An 18,692-nucleotide genomic window follows, 5' to 3' on the forward strand; every position below is an offset into this window, starting at 1 on the left:
CGCTACGCCTTCACCGCGTGGACCTGATCGGGACCGCCAACGGGGATATTGAGCGCCGGCGCGATCGAGACGCCACCGCCGGTGCGCTCAATGACGTTAAAGAGGAGAAGTCCGTCCGATCCGCGTTCGCGGGCGCCGCTGGGCGTGAGGTTTGGCAGCACCGCCGTTGGATAGCAGTCGAAGAACTCATCCCCCCAGATTGCCCCTCCATGGTCAGTCCTCGCCCCCCATCTCGACCAGAGGCGCGAGCCATCGTCACGCCGCTGCATACCGTAAACAGAATGTGGGAGCTCAGAGAGTGGACCCTCAACGACCTTGTCCCCGGAGCCGAAGCGAAGTCCTACACGAAACCGAGGCTGCTCGTCACCGCGCACGGCCAAGTCGAGCAGACTCCAACGCTGCGGTGGCTCGTCCGTGCTGAAGGTGGCCATTACCCTGCGCTCGAGGGCGAGGGCCCAGAAACGCAGGTACGCCGCGAGGTTGCTGGGGCTCTCCACGCCCCAACTCGACGGCTCCGTGTCGAGCCGCATTCGGAACACCGGAAACAACGGGTCGGTGGGGGCTAGGCCCGCTACACGTTCCACCGTCTTCCAGCGCGCATCAGCCTCAGGGTCAACTGCGCCGTCTCCAACGGCAGGGTAGGTCAATTGATCGAGGAGATCGGCCGTCTCGGTCAGCGTCAACGTGCGGTGGAGCAGAAGACCGCGAGTTCGCGGAAGGCCGCCAACGCTGGTCGCCGGCTCCATAAACACGTCTCTGACGACGTGCTGGTTTTCGATATCGGTAAGCGGCGGATTCAACCACGTCATGAAGGGAGTCGGGCCGGGCCAAAGTCCGCGTCCCCGAGTACCCCGAACCTTCGCTGTCGCCTTGAATGCCCGGCTCTGCAGCACAGTCGGGGGCGCTGGTTCATCCTCCGACATTGCGTCAAGAACCTGGACCCGCAGAGCTAGGTCCGTCTCGTGGTACTCCTCGAACAGCTTGAGCTGGCTCGCTGGCATGAGCACGCGACAGACGTCGATGTAACTTCCGCGGTAACCGAACCACCTCTGCATCTGCATCTGGGTGTCAGATGCGGGATCATCGGTCGACCTCGTGAAGAGTGTTGTGCTCAGGCCTTCGAGCGTAAGACCTCGGCTCATGACGTTGCCAGACACGAAGATGGTGCTCTGGTTCGGCGCGACCCGCCAACCGTCTTCGATCCGAGACGGTTCGAAGACTGGTCGGTCCGCCGAACGCTGATCACTGTTGATCACCGCGACCTTCGTGGCCGGAATCAGGTCATTGACGATCCGGACTCGGACATGGTCCCAGTCCAAGTCGGGCCAGACGGGCGTCACACCCTCCTGCGCAGCGACGACTTGGTTTGCCTGCTCGTAGTTGGTCAACCAGGTGGCCCAGCGGTCGGGGTGCTCGTCCATGTCTCGGACGATTCCGGCGGTGCCGAGGTTCAGGCGTCCATTAGCGATCAGTAAGGTGCCATCTCCGGGCGGAAGGCCTGATGACCATTCAAGAATTCTGGCCGCAGTGTCGAAATGGGCATCCAGGGCGGCCGACGGGTGCACCAGCATCGACATGACCGGTCCTGCCGCTGCTTTGGCCTCCAAGGCTGAACCGTAGACATGCGTTGCTGCCTTTGTTGGGCCGACCGCCCCCGAGTCGCGTGCAAGCCTCACAGCGCTAGCGACCAGGAACCCGCGGATAGCGTTCGGCAACCGGTCTTCCTCCGGGACCGAATCAATGGGAACGCAAAGTGGTATCGAGCCGAGCGGGGATTTGTAGTAGGCGTCCCCACCCGTGTACCAGCCCGGAACACCTTCGTGCACCTTGAAGCTTGGTTCACGCTTCTTGTCATCTCCATGGGAGCCCGGCGTCCTGAGGCAGACCACAAAATCAGTCGGCGCCAGCGGGTTGGACGGGTCCTGCAGGAAGTTCGCCTGAGGAGTTGCCGTGTACGCCAAATAGGTAGCGCGAAGTTGCGCGATCGCGGTCCGGCCCGGGTTCTTCCGCGACTCCCAGAGGTCGACGATGCGTCGGGGCACCTGGCGCTCCTGAAGGCTCGCCCCTGCGGCGAGATCAGCCTCCGCGATGGACGAGTCGTCAGCCTCGTCGTCGATCACAAGAAGGTGGAAGGGCCGGTCCAGCCTCTCGACGACCGGGTAGACCACCTCGCGGAGTGTCCGCGCAACCCGTTCCAGGTGTGACACCTGCTTCATCGCGACAAAGATGATCGGACGGTGGTTGGAAAGGGCGCGGTTAGCCTGTTGCTCGGTCAGCGTATACAAGCCGGGCCCCGGCGCGCCATCGACGATGCTGTTCGGGTCGGAGACCGGCAACATGACTCGGCGTAGGTGCCGGTCTGTAAACGTGTCAAGCTGATCGAGCAGCCGTTCCCACGTCTGCAACCAAAGGGCAGTGCGGGTCCCACCGAGTACCACGATCGCATCCAGTCCAGCGTCGAGAGATTTCGCGACCACGGCGAGCATCGAGGCCGTCTTTCCCGACTGCACCGCGCCCATCACGACCCCTCGCCTTTCGCCGGACCGTTCTTCGTCGACCGCAGGGGGCGGGGCATTTACTAGGATGCAACGCTCGACGATGAAAGAGGCGTCCGCGTCGATGACCTTTCGGCTCTGATACCCGACCTTATCGGCCAAGACTGCGTCGTAGCGGCTCCACCAAGTCTCCTTCGAAGAAGGCTCTGCAATCCAGATGTGCTGAGGGGCGCCGTGGCTCACACCCGAACTCATCCGGTGTGCACCGACACGAGGTCACCGAGGCCAGACGCACCAAAATCCGACGTCAGCTTGTCATCGACGTCCGCGATGTCGACCTGCAGTAGGGCGAGGAGCTCGCAGACAACCCTGGCGATGAACTCCCACTGGTCCTTGGACTGCGACTTCCTCGGCCGTACCCATTTTGCTGAAGCCTTCTGAATTTCGCTGAACTTGTCCTCGAGCTCGTCGACCAGCGCGTCACCGCGAACCACGTGAGCGGCGCTGAGCGCGATGAGTGACGAGACGAGTTGAAGCTCCTGCCACTTCCCGGTGCCGCGCGAGTTCACGAATGTCTTTGACCAGATCTCCTGGCCGATGGCGGCGTGCGCGTCGAGCCCTTTGTCGAGGACCACCATTGCTTTCAGAACCGTCGCCTGATCGCGAAGACGGTCGGTCTTGTCGTCAGAGATCCGCTTGAGCAACGCATTGATGTGGTTGGTTGTCGATCGGCCGGGAAGTGCTTCACCAGGGAGGAACAGCGCTGCTGAAACCCAAGATAACAACTTGGTTCTCTTGTAACCGGCCCGAGGGAATCCGTATCCGTTTAGAATTGTCTGCGTTGACTGCAAGTCATGCCACTCGGACTGAAGGAAAGTCGCATCGTCCTTGACATTTCCGGAGTCACCAGCCGTGACGACGAGAGCCTTCATGAAGGCGAGGTGGTGGTAGAGAGCATTGCGGATCTCCTCCGCGTTGAGATGCTTCCCCTGCTTGTTGTAGAGGCTGAATACTTCGTGGATCTGCTCGTCCGACACCTGTTTGTAGGTGATAACTGGGAGGCGATAATCCGCGGATGACTTCTCGAAAACGTAGCTCACCGCTCGCGGCACCCCGAGGACGGGAATTTTAACGTCACGAACTTGGCAGTAGTACTTCCCGCGCAGGGCGGCCAGGGCGCCGCTGAGTGGCTTCACCTCCCCCGAACGCAGAGGGAAGGGGAAGTAACTCTCACGTTCCAGCGTGGCCGTCAGCGCTTCGGGACTGCGCTTCTTCCAAATCTTCTTGAACTCGGGGTAGTCCCTCTGGAAGGTGTTCAACAGGTCGGGAATCTCCCACTCCACGGCCCTCTTCCGCACCTCCTCGAGCGCAACCGGGTGACAGCCCGTGAAGCGAAGGAGAGCGGTAAGCCGCTGTTTTCCGTCGACAACCTCGTAGGCGGTCGTGCCCGCCTCCAGGTCGACTCTCTCGAGGATGATCACTGAAGGCAGCGGGATACCGCGCAGGACCGACTCGATGAGTTGCTGTGACATCGTCGTCACCCACACATCGGCTCGCTGAAAGGACGGACTGAGGTTCAACTCCGCGTTCTCGGCGTATCCAACGAAGTCGCTGATGGTCCACGTCGTCGCCTCAGCGTGGATCGGACCGCTGCCCTCGACCTCGTCCTCTTCGGAAACCTCCTCCCACTTGTCCGCCCAGACGCCGGTAGCACTCTCAAGCGTTGCCGTCCCCTCGTCGATCTTGGCGACTTCTTCGATGAAGGCATTACGGAAGTCCACAGCACGGTCGAGTCGTTCGGCGAGTCGTTGCAGCAGGCTACTGCCGTCAGGCGCGGGCAACCCTGCCGCTCCTTGCCTCGGCTCGAGTTCGAGCGCTTCGGCCAACGAGCGGTCAAATGCCTCGTCTGACTCCTGATTGAGTTCCTCGTCGAGGTGCAGCCATTCGACCACCTCCACGAGACCTGTCCGCCAGCTTCCGTCCGCGAAGTCAACAGCGCCGGACCGCACCTCTACGCGGTTATCTGAGAAGCCCGAAGGTGCCTGCTCCGTGCTGCTGAGATCGGCGATCGCGTCGGCGATCCGTCGCTCTATCTCGGTGTCCACGCCAGTCATTTGGTGCGCCTCACTTTTGCCTATCCCCAAAGGGTTTGCCACGCGGATACTTGCCGGCACCTCGGTCTCGTCCAGGTCGAGAGCATCCAGCAGCCTGTTCATGCCCACCAGAGTGATCGTGTCGCCCGCAGAGTGGCAGGAACTGTCCCACGCGACGCCAAGCCGCGCCGCAATCTGGGCCCCACAGGCAACTTTGGTATGAACGGTGGTTAGGTCCAAGCCCACGACACGCCCGAGGGCCTCTAGGGCAGAGCGCTTCTCCTTGCTCCCGGGCCCCAGCGGTTCAGCCGGAACGCCAGCAAGCCGGTACATCCGCTCGGTGGCTTCCGCTTTCGATTTCGCACTCACTCGACGTGCACTCCAATTGTTGCGATGGGCATCGATATCGCACGCTACCCGGAATCAGGGAAGGGGCTGCGGCATCTCGTGCGGCCCCACCGTGGGATCATCGTTCAGAGGTGGTGCAGTGAACAAGGACGAGCCCGCGCGGGCGCGCCCAGGCCCGATTCTGTCTGAGCGCATGTCGACCCTGGCTCGGCGGGATACCAAGCCCGAGGTCGACCTCCGTCGTGCCCTCCACCGGAGGGGCCTCAGGTACCGGGTTCAGTTCAAGGTCCCCGGAAACAGGCGTCGCACCATCGATATCGCATTCACACGGGCGCGCCTCGCCGTTTACGTCGACGGATGCTTCTGGCACGGCTGCCCCGATCACCACGTCCTGCCACGCACAAATTCCAACTGGTGGCAGTGGAAGGTCGAACTGAACAAAGCACGGGACGCGGACACGAACCAGGCCCTCGAGCGCGCCGGCTGGATTGCGCTGAGGTTCTGGGAACACGTTGACCCGGAGGAGGCAGCGTTCGTGATCGAGGAGACCTACCGGTCGCGACTGAGTTGAGTGAGAACGCTGTCCGGGCCGCGCCGGCCATCCTCCGAGGCAGTACGCACAGCATCAACGATGTGCTGCGGAATCTCCTCGGAGTGCTCCAGCACGTAGCGGCAGAATAGGAAGAAGACGACCCCGACGTTGACCCCGTTACCCATCTGCTTGTACGACGCGGCATCCTTCTGCTGCACCCACCCGTTGGTGTGCTCCTCATCCGACTGGCGGAACTCGAACCAGTCCGGGAGCCCCTGCAAGCGGGCGGTCTCGCGGGGGGTGAGACGACGGCGAGTCCCCAGAACAGAGGTCTGCGTGATGGCCACGAGCGCGGGCACGTAGTCGGGTCGCTTCGCCCGGATTCCCGATGGCCTGAAGTGAAGAATCGATTCTTCGAGCGCGACGTGCGGGCCAGCCTGCCACTCGAACTTGCGACGCGAAGCCGGGAAACTGTCGATGGTCATCTGGTAACGATCGATGACTTCCGCATGGCGCTCGTAGAAGCGCGCGTTCTTGATCAGGAAGTCCGCCTTCCATGCCGGGAGGGGCTCACCTCTTAGTTCGGCTGCTTCGATGATGTCCGCAGCCGCTTGGACGGTGCGGAAAGCATCGGCCCAGATTGGGAATCCTGGAAGGCGCTCCCCGGGATCGAGGCGCATGGCGACGTCCGTTAGGAGGCTGTTCCAGGTGTCGATCCACTTCCTCTCGGTCGACTCCAGCTCGTACCTGCTATCCGCGGCCTTCTCGAGTGGCAGATGTTCCTCGAGGCTCCATTTCTTTTTGTTCCAGTCGCCGAATGAGGTCCTAGTCGTAACGATCGGATCGTCGTAGTTTGCCGCATCCTCGGCGGTCTCGCGCCCGACGTGGTGGGCGAGAATAAAGACCCGCTCGCGCGCCTGCGGCCGACCGCCGAGTTCGGGAGGCAGCAGGTGCGGCGAGAGGACTGCTGGCTTGCTAGCCGTTCGATAGCCGAGCTGCCGCAGGGTCCTGACGATCGTCGCGAGAGTTTCAGTGTGCCGCGGACCTGCCAGGTTGCGGACATTCTCAAGAAGAACAACCGAGGGCCTACGCTCTTCATCTTGCAAGATCTGGGCAATGTTCCAGAAAAGGGTGCCTCGGGTCTCTTCCATCCCGAGTTGTTTGCCGCTCTTGGAGAACGGCTGGCAGGGGAACCCGGCGGCCAACACGTCCGCATGCGGAACCTGAACCTTCGGTTCGGTGAGCGGGACGATGTCACCGCTGACCCGGAACTTCGAGACCCCTGCAGGCGGCGCTGCACCCATCTTCCGTAGCGGCCTTAGCCAGTTGTAGTCGTAAACGCCAGCCGCGTCCCGATCGATCTCACTCGCGAAGACCCACTGCCCTCCAGCGGCGTGCAAGGCGGCGTGGAAGCCGCCGACACCCGCGAACAGGTCGGAGAAGGTGAAACCTGAGGATGTCGAACCCATGTTCGAACCCTAACTGCTCAGGCGGATTCACCCTTTGAGCGACCCGCGCATCCCATTTACCGTTAGAAGCACCCCGCGTCGGTTGCCGACAGCTCAGTAAGCGGCAGGACGCTGCCCCACAGTGGGCGAAGGGGCCAGTTCAGCATCGACTGTCACTCGCAACCGATGACAACCGCATCGTGCGCCTCACGAGACGCGGTTTGGCCCCCGACCATTTGTCGGTCGAGGGCCAAACCACAGCGCCTTCTCAGCTGCAGCCGCTGGTGCTGCCGCAGCCTTCGCACACGTAGCAGGACCCAGCGGGGCGCATCTTCGTGCCGCAGGTCATGCAGATCGGCGCGTCGGCAGCCTTGCCCTGGAACTTCTCCAGCAGCTCGGCCGAGCTCGCCACACCAGACACCTCACGAGCGGAGGCAGCACCGGCGCCGAACTTCACCTCGGACGCCTTGTCGTCACCCTTCGGCTCGGCCGGCTTGGCGGCCTTGGCGACCGGAGCCGACTGCTGCAGGCTCTCGAGCTCGTCCTCGATCTCCTCGTCCGACTCCTCGGAAACCGGGGCGTACGAACCGGTCTCGAGCTGGCGGGCGCGCTCGTCGGCGGTGTGGATCCCCATGAACGAGCGGGTCTCGAAGTCCATGTGGTCCAGCGCCAGGCGGCGGAACACGTAGTCCATGATCGACTGCGCCATGCGCACGTCCGGGTCGTCCGTGAGGCCGGCCGGCTCGAAGCGCAGGTTGGTGAACTTCTCGACGAAGGTCTCCAGCGGCACGCCGTACTGCAGGCCGATCGAGACGGCGATCGAGAAGGCGTCCATCACGCCGGCCAAGGTCGAGCCCTGCTTGCCGAACTTGAGGAAGATCTCGCCGAGCTCGCCGTTCTCGTAGGTGCCGGCGGTGAGGTAGCCCTCGGCTCCGCCGACCGCGAACGAGGTGGTCTGCGAGGTCCGGCGCTTCGGCAGGCGCTTGCGCACCGGGCGGTACTCGACGACCTTCTCGACCTTCACACCCGCAGCCGCGGCGTCAGCAGCAGCGGCCTTGTCCTTGGCGGTGGAGCCACCGTCGGACAGCGGCTGGCCGACCTTGCAGTTGTCGCGGTAGACCGCGATCGCCTTCAGGCCGAGCTTCCAGCCCTGCATGTGGACGTCCTCGATCTGCTCGATCGTGGCGTCCTCCGGCAGGTTCACGGTCTTGGAGATCGCGCCGGACAGGAACGGCTGCACCGCGGCCATCATGCGCACGTGGCCCATCGGGGAGATGGCGCGCGCACCCATCGCGGTGTCGAACACCTCGTAGTGCTCCGGCTTCAGGCCGGGGGCGTCGATGACGTGGCCCTTGTCGGCGATGTACTCGACGATCGCCTCGATCGACTCCTCCTGGTACCCGAGCTTCTTCAGCGCGCGCGGGATGGTCAGGTTGACGATCTGCATCGAGCCGCCACCGACGAGCTTCTTGAACTTCACCAGGGAGAAGTCGGGCTCGATGCCGGTGGTGTCGCAGTCCATCATGAAGCCGATGGTCCCGGTCGGGGCCAGCACCGACGCCTGGGCGTTGCGGTAGCCGCTCTTCTCCCCCACCTTCACCACGGCGTCCCACGCCTTGGTGGCCGCGCGGTGGATGTCGTTGTCCATCGTGTCGAGCGGGCGGATCGCGTCGTTGGCGGCCTGGTGCTTGCGCATCACGCGCTTGTGGGCGTCCGCGTTGCGGGCGTACCCGGCATACGGGCCGACGACGCCGGCGAGCTCGGCGGAGCGCTTGTAGGCGGCACCGGTGAGCAGCGAGGTGATCGCCGCGGCGAGCGAGCGCCCACCCTCGGAGTCGTAGCCGTGGCCGGTGGCCATGAGCAGCGCGCCGAGGTTGGCGTAGCCGATGCCCAGCTGGCGGTAGTCACGGGTGGTCTCGCCGATGCCCTCGGTCGGGAAGTCGGCGAAGCAGATGGAGATGTCCATCGCCGTGATGACGAGCTCGGCGACCTTCTGGAAGGTGGCGGTGTCGAAGGTGTCGTCCTCGCGGAGGAACTTCAGCAGGTTGAGCGACGCCAGGTTGCACGAGGAGTTGTCGAGCGACATGTACTCCGAGCACGGGTTGGACGCGGTGATCCGGCCGGTCTCGGGGTTGGTGTGCCAGTCGTTGATGGTGTCGTCGTACTGCAGGCCCGGGTCGGCGCACTCCCACGCGGCCTTCGCGATGTCGCGGAAGAGCTTGCGGGCGTCGACCGACTCGATGACCTCACCGGTGGTGCGGGAGCGCAGGCCGAAGTCGGTGCCCTCCTCGACCGCGCGCATGAACTCGTCGGAGACGCGCACCGAGTTGTTGGCGTTCTGGTACTGGACCGAGGTGATGTCCTTGCCGCCGAGGTCCATGTCGAAGCCGGCGTCACGCAGCGCGCGGATCTTGTCCTCCTCGCGCGCCTTGGTCTCGACGAACTCCTCGATGTCGGGGTGGTCGACGTCGAGCACGACCATCTTCGCCGCGCGGCGGGTGGCGCCACCGGACTTGATGGTGCCCGCGGAGGCGTCGGCACCGCGCATGAAGGAGACCGGACCGGAGGCGGTGCCGCCGGAGGACAGCAGCTCCTTGGAGGAGCGGATGCGGGAGAGGTTCAGGCCGGCACCGGAGCCGCCCTGGAAGATCTTCCCCTCCTCCTTGTACCAGTTGAGGATCGAGTCCATCGAGTCGTCGACCGCGAGGATGAAGCAGGCGGAGACCTGCTGCGGCGACGAGGTGCCGACGTTGAACCAGACCGGGCTGTTGAAGCTGAACACCTGGTGCAGCAGGGCGTAGGTCAGCTCGTGCTCGAAGATCTCGGCGTCCTCGGGCGTGGCGAAGTAGCCGTGGTCCTTGCCGGCCTTGACGTAGGTCAGCACCACGCGGTCGATCAGCTGCTTGAGGCTGTTCTCGCGCTTCTCGGTGCCGAGGGCGCCGCGGAAGTACTTGGTGGTGACGATGGTGGAGGCGTTGACCGACCAGAAGTCGGGGAACTCGACGCCGCGCTGCTCGAAGATCGTCGCGCCGGTCTTCCAGTTCTGCTGGACGACGTCGCGCTTCTCCCAGGTCACCTCGTCATAGGGGTGCACACCAGGGGTCGTGTAGATCCGCTCGATGGCAATGCCCTTGCCACGACCGTTCTTGCGGGCACCTGCACGTGCTCCGGCGGTTTCTGTCATTGGTGGCCTCCCTGACCCCTCGTGATGGTGTGCTGCGGTCATTACGTGAATTCTCGGTCCGACCACCGACAGTCGACGCTGTCAGTCGGTCATCCCCCGTGCGGTCCTGCTGGTGGTGCAGTGGTGGTGCTCTGTGCGTTGGTTCCGGTATGCCGCTTGCTCTGGCCGGGCGGCATACCGGAGCTCTAGGGCTGCTTGCCTGCGGCAGGCGCGTCGCCGGGCTCGACGCCCGTGGCGTCACGCTCGGCACGCAGCAGCGTGATGGCGGCCTCGAAGTCCTCGAGGGAGTCGAAGGCCTGGTAGACGGAGGCGAAGCGCAGGTACGCCACCTCGTCGAGCTCGCGGAGCGGGCCGAGGATCGCCAGGCCCACCTCGTGGGCGTCGATCTCGGCGTGTCCCGCCTGTCGGATGCACTCCTCGACCCGCTGGGCCAGGAGCGCGAGGTCGTCCTCGGTGACCGGCCGGCCCTGGCAGGCCTTGCGGACCCCGGCGAGGACCTTGGAGCGGCTGAACGGCTCCGAGGCGCCCGAGCGCTTGACCACGGTGAGGCTCGCGCTCTCGATGGTGGTGAAGCGGCGGCCGCACTCCGGGCACTGGCGGCGACGGCGGATCGAGCTGCCGTCGTCAGTGGTGCGGGAGTCCATCACCCGGGAGTCGGTGTGGCGGCAGAAGGGGCAGTGCATGTGGGGCTCCTTCCGCTGCGCTTCTCGACGTTCTCCCTGGGGACGACCATGTGGACCGTCTGGGGACAATCTGTGGGTAACCGGCCTCCGCCTGTGAACTACATGTGGACGAATGACAACGGTGTAACCACTAGATGTAGGGATATCTTGTCCCACCCCGCCCCCCGATGCAAGCGGCTCGCTCAAACATCGTCCGAACGATGTATCGCCGCAGGTCAGGGGCGTGGGAGGCGCGCCGCGCCGTGACGGATGAGGCTCGTGTGACGCGTTCCGCGACCCTACATGTGGGGTGTGGGCGCCGGTCCCGACCCCCACATGTGGTGGACAAGTGGGGGTGCACAAGCGGCGGTATGCCGCGTGGCCGGCCCCGCGGCATACCTCGCCTGGCTGCGACCCGGGCCTCCCCCGTCGACACGCTGGGAAAGGGCCCTTCAACGGCCACCGAAGGGCCGTTTCCCAGCGTGTCGACGTCAGCAGGAGGAGAGCGGGAAGGGGGCGGGAAGGGGGCGGGAAGGGGGGCGGACAGGGGTCGGGAGGGCGGGCGGGCCGCGCTACTGGAGGATCGCCACCCGCGCGGTCTGGCGAGGGGCCAGTAGACGACGCGATCAGGGATCACGTTGTCGTCTCCTGGCCCATCGACGGTGGGCCGTGTCGGCGGTGGATGCTTTGCTGAGGTCATGGCCACCGCGACCACTGAGTCCACGTGGGAGACGCACCCCGTCACGCCCGACCGGTTCGAGGACTTCGCCGACATCGTCAACAAGAGCCGTCGCGCCAACACCTGCTGGTGCCTCTCGCACCGGCTGAAGGCGAGGGAGATCACCGAGCTCGGCGGCACCGGCCCGGACGCCCGCGAGCAGGCGATGCGCCGGCTCTGCGAGCGCGAGCACCCGCCGGGAGTCGTCACCTACCTCGACGGCACGCCGGTCGGCTGGTGCAACATCGGCCCGCGCTCGGAGATCACCCGCCTCGCGCAGTCCAAGCTCATCCCGCCCACCGACGACCTGCCCGTCTGGAGCATCGTCTGCGTCGTGGTGCGCTCGGGCTACCGCAGGCGCGGCGTCACCGCTCCGCTCATCGAGGGTGCCGTCGCCTACGCCGCCAGCCACGGCGCCCCGGCCGTCGAGGCCCACCCGGTCGACCCGCAGGGCCGGATGGACCTGACCATGGCTTTCGTCGGCACCAGGAAGATGTTCGAGCGGGCCGGTTTCCGCGTCGTGGGCCGCACCGACGCGATCGCAGGCGGTATGCCGCGGCTCACCATGCGCCGCGACCTCACCTGACCGGACGCGCGACCGGTCCTCCGAAGGGTCACTGGAGGATCGCCACCCGCGCGGTCTGGCGGCCGTTGCCGTCGTCCTGGCCGACCCACCCGATGGCGAACGGCGCGACGTGCCGCAGCCCGATCGTCCAGGTGAAGACACGGTCGCTGAACCCGGTCTGCACGCCCTCGACGACGTTGCGCGCTCCCCCGGAGCGGAAGCGGTAGACGGCGAAGACGGGGTCGTAGCGCGCCCCCTCCGCGTCGGTCATCGCCGGGGGCATCGAGACCGCGTCGACCGGCGAGCACCGCACCCGGAGGAACGCACGCCCGCCGATCGGGATCACGTCGTTGGTGATGTCCTCGATGATCGGCGGGTCGACGTAGACGGCGACGCACCGCGGGGAGCCACCGGTGAAGTCGAGCCAAACGATGTCGGTGCCGTCGTCACCGTCGGCCGCCGCGCCGCCGGTCGCCACGGTGTAGTGCCCCATCGGCTGGACCCCGGAGACCACCGGGCCGAAGCTCATGCCCGCCGGGGCGCCGGGTGACGCGGTCGGTGCACCGGTGGCTGCCCCCTCGGGGACCGCGTCCGCGCCGGACGACGAGGACGGGGGCGAGCCGGCGACGCAGCCGGCCGCCAGCAGGGCACCCACGGAGGTGGTCAACATCCGTCCGAGGCTGCGCCCGGATCCCATGGCTCAACAGTGCGCTCGGCCGCCCGTCCGCACAATGCCGTCCGCCCGCACAATGGCAGGAGTCGGGCTACTGCATGACCACCAGCCAGGCACCCTGGACGCCGCCCTCGCCGGTCGCGCTCGGGCCGTCACCCCCGCCCAGGCGATGCCCAGCGGAGCGCGGTGGCGCAGGCCGACCGTCACGGTGAGGACCCCGGCTCCCCATCCCGTCACCACGACCTCGGCGATGTTGCGCGCGGTGGAAAAGTGGGACTCGCCCCCGAGCCGGTAGCGACCTGACGCATCGAAGCGCTGGGAGGCCTCCGCCCCCTGTTCGCGCTTTGTCAGGTCGAGAGCGTGCACCGGCGAGCACCGCATCCGCACGAAGGCGCTGCCGGCGACCTCGACCACTGCCCCTGTCTGCTCGTCGGTGATCGGCGGGGTGACGTACTCGGCCACGCACCGCGGTGCCCCACCGGTGAAGTCCCACCAGAGCTGGTCCATGCCGTGCTCGTCATCACCAAAGACGCTTCCACCGATCGCCATGATGTGGGCGCCTACGGGATCCACCGGAGAGGTCGCAGGCCCGAAGGTCAGGCCGGCGGGTGTGGTGGGCGCAGTCGTCGAGGTGGAACGCGATGTCGGTGAGCCGTGTCCCGATGTGGAGGACTGGTCCGTCGCCCCACAGGACCCGACGGCCAGCACGAGCGCCACAGCCGCGGCGGCCAACCCCTTCCCCACGGCTTCAGCGTGTTCCCGCAAAAGGCACAAGGGCGCAGGGCCATTGGGCCTGCACCGTTGCGCCTGCCGAGCCGGTGAGGGCCCTGAGAGGAACGAGGACCCGCCGCCGTTCGGTGCTTCGCGGGCCCATCGGGTGGACGGACGTGCTACGCATCGCGCGGCAGGCGCGGACGAGGGCCGCCACCACGGCATACACGACCGTGCGGCGACCACAGGAGGGTCACAGGGCGGGCACAGGTACGCGCTGCTGCGCAGGGCCGCTCGCCACCGGCCGCGTGATCCGTCGCAGGTCGAAACAGCCACGCGTCACCTCGAGGGCGTGCGCTCTCGGAGCAGTCATTAGGACCTCCGCTCGTTGAACCCGCGGCGACGACGCGCGGAGGCTGGCAGGTGAGCAGGGGGCCGTCGCAGACCACGGAGGTTCATCCATGAGCGAGCTCACCATCGACAGGCGGCAGGCCGTGCGGGCCGCCGCGGGAGTCGCTGCCGGCGGGATGCTGGTGGCGGGGGCAGGGGTAGGAGCGGCCGCCGCCAGTGACCGGCGCGACCACCACGACTACGGCAACGGCAGCGCCCTCTACGGGAGCTGGCTGATCACCCACCGCAACAACGCCCCAGCGCCACCCGAGGTGACCAAGGCCATCATCAGCCTGATCCCCGGCGGGGTGCTGATCGCCAACGACATCGACCCGGTCGCGACGCCGGCCAGCGGCAGCTGGGCTTACCGCGGCGGCGGCCGGTTCGTCGCCACCTTCTGGGGTGGCTTCCCCGCCGAGGGCACCATGCACGCCGGTGTCTACCGGGTGCAGGCCCGCGGCCACCTGAACCGGGACGGCACCGTCTCCGGCACCTTCCGGGTCAGCGTCTACCCCAAGGGCCAGCCGACCCAGAGCGCCACCGGCACGTTCGCCGGCAGCAAGATCCCGGCGGACTGACCGCCACGTGACTGGGGTGCGGGCGACCCCCCGGGCCCGCACCCCTCCCCCGAGCACTCCACGAGCGCTCCCTCGAACACCAGGAGCACGACATGACTTCCACGTTGACCCGCACCGCAGCGGCCCTCGCCGTCGCGGCGCTTCCGCTGATCGCCGGAGCAACCACCGCCCAAGCCGGTGACAGACCGAGCGACGGCAGGCAGAACTACTGCAAGCACAAGAAGCACGAGGACGGAGCGAGCTTCCAGAGCATCGCTCCTCGAGACCAGTGCGACCCCCGTGACCCCAAGCCCCCGTACAAGCCCCCGACCAAGGACCCGCGCGGCGACAGGCACGACGAGCACGGCACGTATGACCCCGCGAAGTACAAGGACAAGAAGCACGAGGAGCCACGACACGAGGACTCGCGACACCACTACCCACGGCACGAGGACCCACGGCACAAGCCCCCACGCCACGAGCCGCCCAAGCACCACCGTCACCACGACGACGGGTACAAGCACCACCACAAGCGGCACCACAAGGTCGCGACCGATCCGTGGAACGAGGTGCGCACCGCAACGGCCGCGTTCTTCTCGGTCGCTGCCGCCGAGCGTGCCGGCTACGCCCGGCCGCCAGCAGGTGTGCCGCTGCACGGCTGCATCGCCCAGGACCCGAACTCCAACAAGGCCCCGGCGATGGGGTTCCACTGGATCAACATGAAGCTGGTGGACGCCAAGGTCGAGGCGACCAAGCCCGAGGCCCTGGTCTACGAGCCCAACAAGGACGGCAAGCTCGACTTCGTCGCGGTCGAGTACGTCGTGCCGAAGGACGCCTGGGAGAAGGCCGGCAACCTCACGCCACCCAAGCTGAACGGCGTGGAGTTCATGCTCACCACCTCCCCGAACCGCTACAAGATCCCGGCGTTCTACTCATTGCACGCCTGGATCTGGAAGTCGAACCCCGACGGCATCAACGAGCCGTTCAACCCGCGCGTCAGCTGCGTCTACGCCGGGCTCATCAAGTAGTCCTCACATCCTCACATCGTCCCCTGCAGCGGCAGGTCGGTCGGTGACGTGGTCGCCCCCGCCGCGCCCGGCCGGCCTGCCGCCCGCTGCTGTCCGCAGGGCCTTTCGCCTCTGACGTCGCTCGAGACCTCCTGAAGACTGGAGGTCGGGGACGTGCGCAGAGGACGCGTGTGGAGGACCGGCGCTCTCACGATGGGGGTCTGAGGACGGTGCTCTGACAACGGTGCTCTGACGACGTCTGCCGACCGATCAGAAGGAGCGCCACATGAGCAGCACGAGCACCTACCGCGACTCCTGGATCAACCCCCGGCTCAAGATCTCCGCACTCTGGGTCTCCATGCTGTTCGTCTTCGTCTACGTGGACCTGTTCGGCCTGTACCGCGCCGACGTCCGTGCCGACCTCGAGGCGGGCAAGATCTCCGCGTTCTCCATCGGCCAGGGCTACCTCCTGGGCGTCATCGTCTACGTCGCGCTGCCCAGCCTGATGGTGTTCCTCAGCCTCGTCCTGCCCGTGAAGATCACGCGGACGGCCAACATCGTCCTGGCGGTCCTCTACGCCGTCACCGTCGCGGGAAGCGCGATCGGCGAGTGGAGCTACTACATCCTCGGCAGCGCCATCGAGGTCGCCCTGCTCGCGGGCATCGCCTACTACGCCTGGACCTGGCCGAAGGCGGTCAGCGAGAGCGCCAGCACGACGCACGAAGCCCGGGTCCGCGCCGGCTAGCGCCACCTGCACGAGACGCGTGGGCGCTCATCGGTCCACCGGCCCGGTCAGAGCTGCCCGGCGTACATCCCGTGCCGCGCCAGCGGACCGAGCAGCTCGCGCTCCTCGTAGGAGAAGTGCGAGAGCAGTGTGTCGGTCATGAGGTCGACCGCCGCGCGCAGCCGCTCGTGGTCGCCCGGGTGGGCCACCAGCTCGACGAGCGCCCGGTCGACCCCCTCGAGCACCTCGTGGATGACGTGGTGCTCCTCCACCAGCCTGTCGACCACCGGTGCCAGTGACGGCTCGGTGCGGCGCAGGTGCGGGAAGATGCCCTCGTCCTCGAGCGTGTGGTGCTGGGTGACGATCCGGCAGTAGGCCTGGCAGAAGCCACCGAGCGTCCAGTCGTTCTGCCGCAACGACATCCGGTTGATCTCCGAGCGTGCGCTGCCGATGTCACGCGCCCCCTCGACCACCTGCTCGACGATGTCGCGCACCTTGCCGAGCTCCGCTCGCAGCGCGTCGTGCACGTCCACCAGGTGCTGGCTCACCTGCCGACCACGGTCGGTGTATGCCGTGTCCGCCACCTCGGGCGCCGACGGGCGCGCCGCCTCGTCCCACGGCATACCGGCGCTGAGGCGCGTGCCGGGGTCGGGTGTCGGCTCGACGCCCAGCTGTGCCGTCTCCGGCGTCGCGGTGACCACGGATTCCCTTGTGCTGCCGTTGTTCTCGGAGAGCTCCTCCGGTCGGTCCGAGGAGGCCGACGTGGGCGGCGGCTCCACGCCGAGCCGCTCCGCCTCGACCAGCTCGCGCACCTCGGGCGCCACCACCTGCCCGACGTGCTGGAGCAGCCCTGGGTCGTCGCCCGCCACGATGAACGCGGAGACGCCGTAGGCCAGCGCCAGCTCGGCGAGCAGCTCGGGCTCGAGCTCGCGCGGACCGATGTTGAGCAGGCGTCGCACGTCGGCGGGGTGTCGCCCGGCGGCCAGAGCCGCCTCGTCGATGACCGCGTTCCCCCGGCCGATCGCCTCCACCCCGCCGAGGTAGGACAGGCTCGGCAGCCAGCCGTCGGCGAGGCGGCCGACGAGGCGGAGCATCCGCGGCTTGAGCGCGCCCACCCAGATGGGGATGTCGTGTGCCGGCGCGGGACCCCGCTTCGCCCCGACGACCCGGTGGTACCTGCCCTCGACGCGCACTCCCCCGCGGGTGCCCGTGTCCCACAGCGCGCGGATCACCTCGATGGCCTCCTCGAGCGACTCCACCGCCTCACCGGGTGACAGGCGGCGGCCGCCCATCGCCTCGATCGCGTCCCAGAAGGCCCCGGCCCCGAGCGCGAGGTCGACCCGGCCGTCGCTGAGCAGGTCGAGGCTGGCGGCGGCCCTCGCGAGCACGGCCGGAGGCCGCAGCGGAAGGTTCACCACGTTGGCGGACAGGCGGATTCGCGAGGTGCGGGCCGCGGCATACGACATCAGCGTCCAGGTGTCGAGGAACGCCGGCTGGTAGGGGTGGTCCTGGAAGGTCACGAGGTCGAGGCCGGCCTGCTCGCTCGCCTGGGCGAGCAGCACCGCCTGCTGCGGCTGCTGGGCCGTCGGCGTGACGAAGCTGCCGAAGAGCAGGTCGTGTCCGTAGTCGCTCACAGGTCCACCTTCTCCTCATCGGGTGTGGCGCACAGCCGGGGGTCCTGTGCAGCCGAGTGCGGTCGGGTCCAACGACCCCTCGCTTCCCTCGATTCTTCTCCATAGCCTGAGCACGGCGCGGTGAGGGACACCGCGTGCACGGCGATGAACGCAGCGGAAGGGTTGGGAGCACATGATCAACTACGAGCTGGACGGCAAGGTCGCGGTCGTCACGGGCGGCGCCTCGGGCATCGGCAAGGCCTGCGCGCACGCGTTCGCCCGCAGCGGTGCCGACGTGTCGATCTGGGACCTCAACCAGAGCGCCCTCGACGCCGCCGCCGACGAGCTCAAGCAGCACGGCCACCGGGTGCACACCGCCATCGTCGACGTCAGCGACAGCAGGGCCGTCGACACGGCGATGGAGGGTGTCGTTGGCGAGCTCGGCAAGGTCGACATCGTCGTGGCGAACGCCGGCATCGGGGGCGACATCTCCCCCAGCGGCGACTACAGCGACGAGGGCTGGCACAAGGTCATCGGCATCAACCTCGACGGCGTGATGTACACGCAGCGCGCCGCGATCCGCGCCATGAAGAAGTCCGGCGGCGGCTCCATCATCAACATGGCCTCGATCCTCGGCTCCGTCGGCTTCGCGATGTCGAGCGCCTACGTCGCCGCCAAGCACGGCGTCGTCGGCATGACCAAGGCCGCCGCGTGGGAGCACGCGGGCGACAACATCCGGGTCAACGCGGTGGGCCCGGCCTTCATCAAGACGCCGCTCGTGGAGAAGAGCCTCGACGCGCAGACCCTGAAGTTCCTCGAGTCGCAGCACGCCCTGAACCGGCTCGGCACGCCCGAGGAGGTCGGCGAGCTGGTGGCCTGGCTCGCGAGCGACGCGGCGTCGTTCGCGACCGGGGCCTACTGGGCCATCGACGGCGGCTACCTGGCTCGCTGAGCCCCGACTCCTCACCTGAG

At 66.9% G+C, this 18,692-nt stretch carries 14 protein-coding genes; 6 read left to right on the forward strand and 8 right to left on the reverse strand.

The genetic code is table 11. The annotated features are described in order from the left end of the window. Window positions 1-2: 2 nt before the first annotated feature. The gene (locus BMW78_RS00245; protein ID WP_177180217.1) at window positions 3-2,738 is read right to left on the reverse strand and encodes a Z1 domain-containing protein; all 2,736 of its coding nucleotides are present in this window, start codon (window positions 2,736-2,738) and stop codon (window positions 3-5) included. A gap of 8 nt (window positions 2,739-2,746) precedes the next feature. Next, window positions 2,747-4,711, reverse strand: coding sequence for a DUF262 domain-containing protein (locus tag BMW78_RS00250; protein ID WP_177180218.1), 1,965 nt, complete (start codon window positions 4,709-4,711; stop codon window positions 2,747-2,749). Between the two features lie 364 nt (window positions 4,712-5,075). On the opposite strand from BMW78_RS00250, the gene BMW78_RS00255 reads away from it, so the two are divergent. Then, on the forward strand, window positions 5,076-5,507 hold the full coding sequence (locus BMW78_RS00255; protein ID WP_245735577.1) for a very short patch repair endonuclease: 432 nt from the start codon (window positions 5,076-5,078) through the stop codon (window positions 5,505-5,507). Here the strand turns inward: BMW78_RS00255 and dcm are convergent. The 3 genes from dcm to nrdR all read right to left on the reverse strand — a co-directional run bounded on the left by dcm (window position 5,486) and on the right by nrdR (window position 10,783). Beyond that, the gene (gene dcm / locus BMW78_RS00260) at window positions 5,486-6,937 is read right to left on the reverse strand and encodes a DNA (cytosine-5-)-methyltransferase (protein WP_091755333.1); all 1,452 of its coding nucleotides are present in this window, start codon (window positions 6,935-6,937) and stop codon (window positions 5,486-5,488) included. The genes BMW78_RS00255 and dcm overlap by 22 nt on opposite strands. Window positions 6,938-7,184: 247 nt before the next feature. Beyond that, window positions 7,185-10,100 (reverse strand): vitamin B12-dependent ribonucleotide reductase, encoded by a 2,916-nt coding sequence (locus BMW78_RS00265; RefSeq protein WP_091755335.1) that lies wholly within the window; start codon window positions 10,098-10,100, stop codon window positions 7,185-7,187. 185 nt (window positions 10,101-10,285) lie between these two features. Further along, window positions 10,286-10,783, reverse strand: coding sequence for a transcriptional regulator NrdR (nrdR, locus tag BMW78_RS00270; RefSeq protein WP_091755337.1), 498 nt, complete (start codon window positions 10,781-10,783; stop codon window positions 10,286-10,288). A gap of 677 nt (window positions 10,784-11,460) precedes the next feature. Here nrdR and BMW78_RS00275 point away from each other — a divergent pair. Continuing rightward, window positions 11,461-12,066, forward strand: coding sequence for a GNAT family N-acetyltransferase (locus BMW78_RS00275; RefSeq protein WP_091755339.1), 606 nt, complete (start codon window positions 11,461-11,463; stop codon window positions 12,064-12,066). A gap of 28 nt (window positions 12,067-12,094) precedes the next feature. Here the strand turns inward: BMW78_RS00275 and BMW78_RS00280 are convergent, their stop codons facing one another. Both BMW78_RS00280 and BMW78_RS00285 read right to left on the reverse strand, forming a co-directional pair. After that, window positions 12,095-12,715 carry an AMIN-like domain-containing (lipo)protein gene (locus BMW78_RS00280; protein WP_091755341.1) on the reverse strand — a complete coding sequence of 207 codons (621 nt, stop codon included), beginning with the start codon at window positions 12,713-12,715 and terminating at the stop codon, window positions 12,095-12,097. Window positions 12,716-12,745: 30 nt separating this feature from the next. Continuing rightward, a complete protein-coding gene (locus tag BMW78_RS00285) occupies window positions 12,746-13,267 on the reverse strand; it encodes an AMIN-like domain-containing (lipo)protein (RefSeq protein WP_091755342.1) in 522 nt (173 codons plus the stop codon). A 623-nt stretch (window positions 13,268-13,890) separates the two neighbouring features. Here BMW78_RS00285 and BMW78_RS00290 point away from each other — a divergent pair. The 3 genes from BMW78_RS00290 to BMW78_RS00300 all read left to right on the forward strand — a co-directional run bounded on the left by BMW78_RS00290 (window position 13,891) and on the right by BMW78_RS00300 (window position 16,128). Beyond that, window positions 13,891-14,397: a hypothetical protein gene (locus BMW78_RS00290; RefSeq protein WP_091755344.1), complete on the forward strand. Its 507-nt coding sequence runs from the start codon at window positions 13,891-13,893 to the stop codon at window positions 14,395-14,397. Between the two features lie 92 nt (window positions 14,398-14,489). Continuing rightward, window positions 14,490-15,404, forward strand: a complete 915-nt coding sequence (locus BMW78_RS00295; protein WP_091755345.1) for a hypothetical protein — start codon at window positions 14,490-14,492, stop codon at window positions 15,402-15,404. Between the two features lie 265 nt (window positions 15,405-15,669). After that, the gene (locus BMW78_RS00300; RefSeq protein WP_091755347.1) at window positions 15,670-16,128 is read left to right on the forward strand and encodes a DUF6326 family protein; all 459 of its coding nucleotides are present in this window, start codon (window positions 15,670-15,672) and stop codon (window positions 16,126-16,128) included. A gap of 47 nt (window positions 16,129-16,175) precedes the next feature. On the opposite strand, the gene BMW78_RS00305 is transcribed toward BMW78_RS00300, so the two are convergent. Continuing rightward, window positions 16,176-17,741, reverse strand: a complete 1,566-nt coding sequence (locus BMW78_RS00305; RefSeq protein ID WP_091755349.1) for an LLM class flavin-dependent oxidoreductase — start codon at window positions 17,739-17,741, stop codon at window positions 16,176-16,178. 172 nt (window positions 17,742-17,913) lie between these two features. Here BMW78_RS00305 and BMW78_RS00310 point away from each other — a divergent pair, with 172 nt between their 5' ends. Continuing rightward, complete coding sequence (locus tag BMW78_RS00310; protein WP_091755351.1) at window positions 17,914-18,672, forward strand: SDR family NAD(P)-dependent oxidoreductase; 759 nt, start codon at window positions 17,914-17,916, stop codon at window positions 18,670-18,672. Window positions 18,673-18,692: the final 20 nt, after the last annotated feature.

Source organism: Pedococcus cremeus, from assembly GCF_900111375.1.
In the GTDB taxonomy this organism is placed as follows: Bacteria; Actinomycetota; Actinomycetes; order Actinomycetales; family Dermatophilaceae; genus Pedococcus_A; species Pedococcus_A cremeus.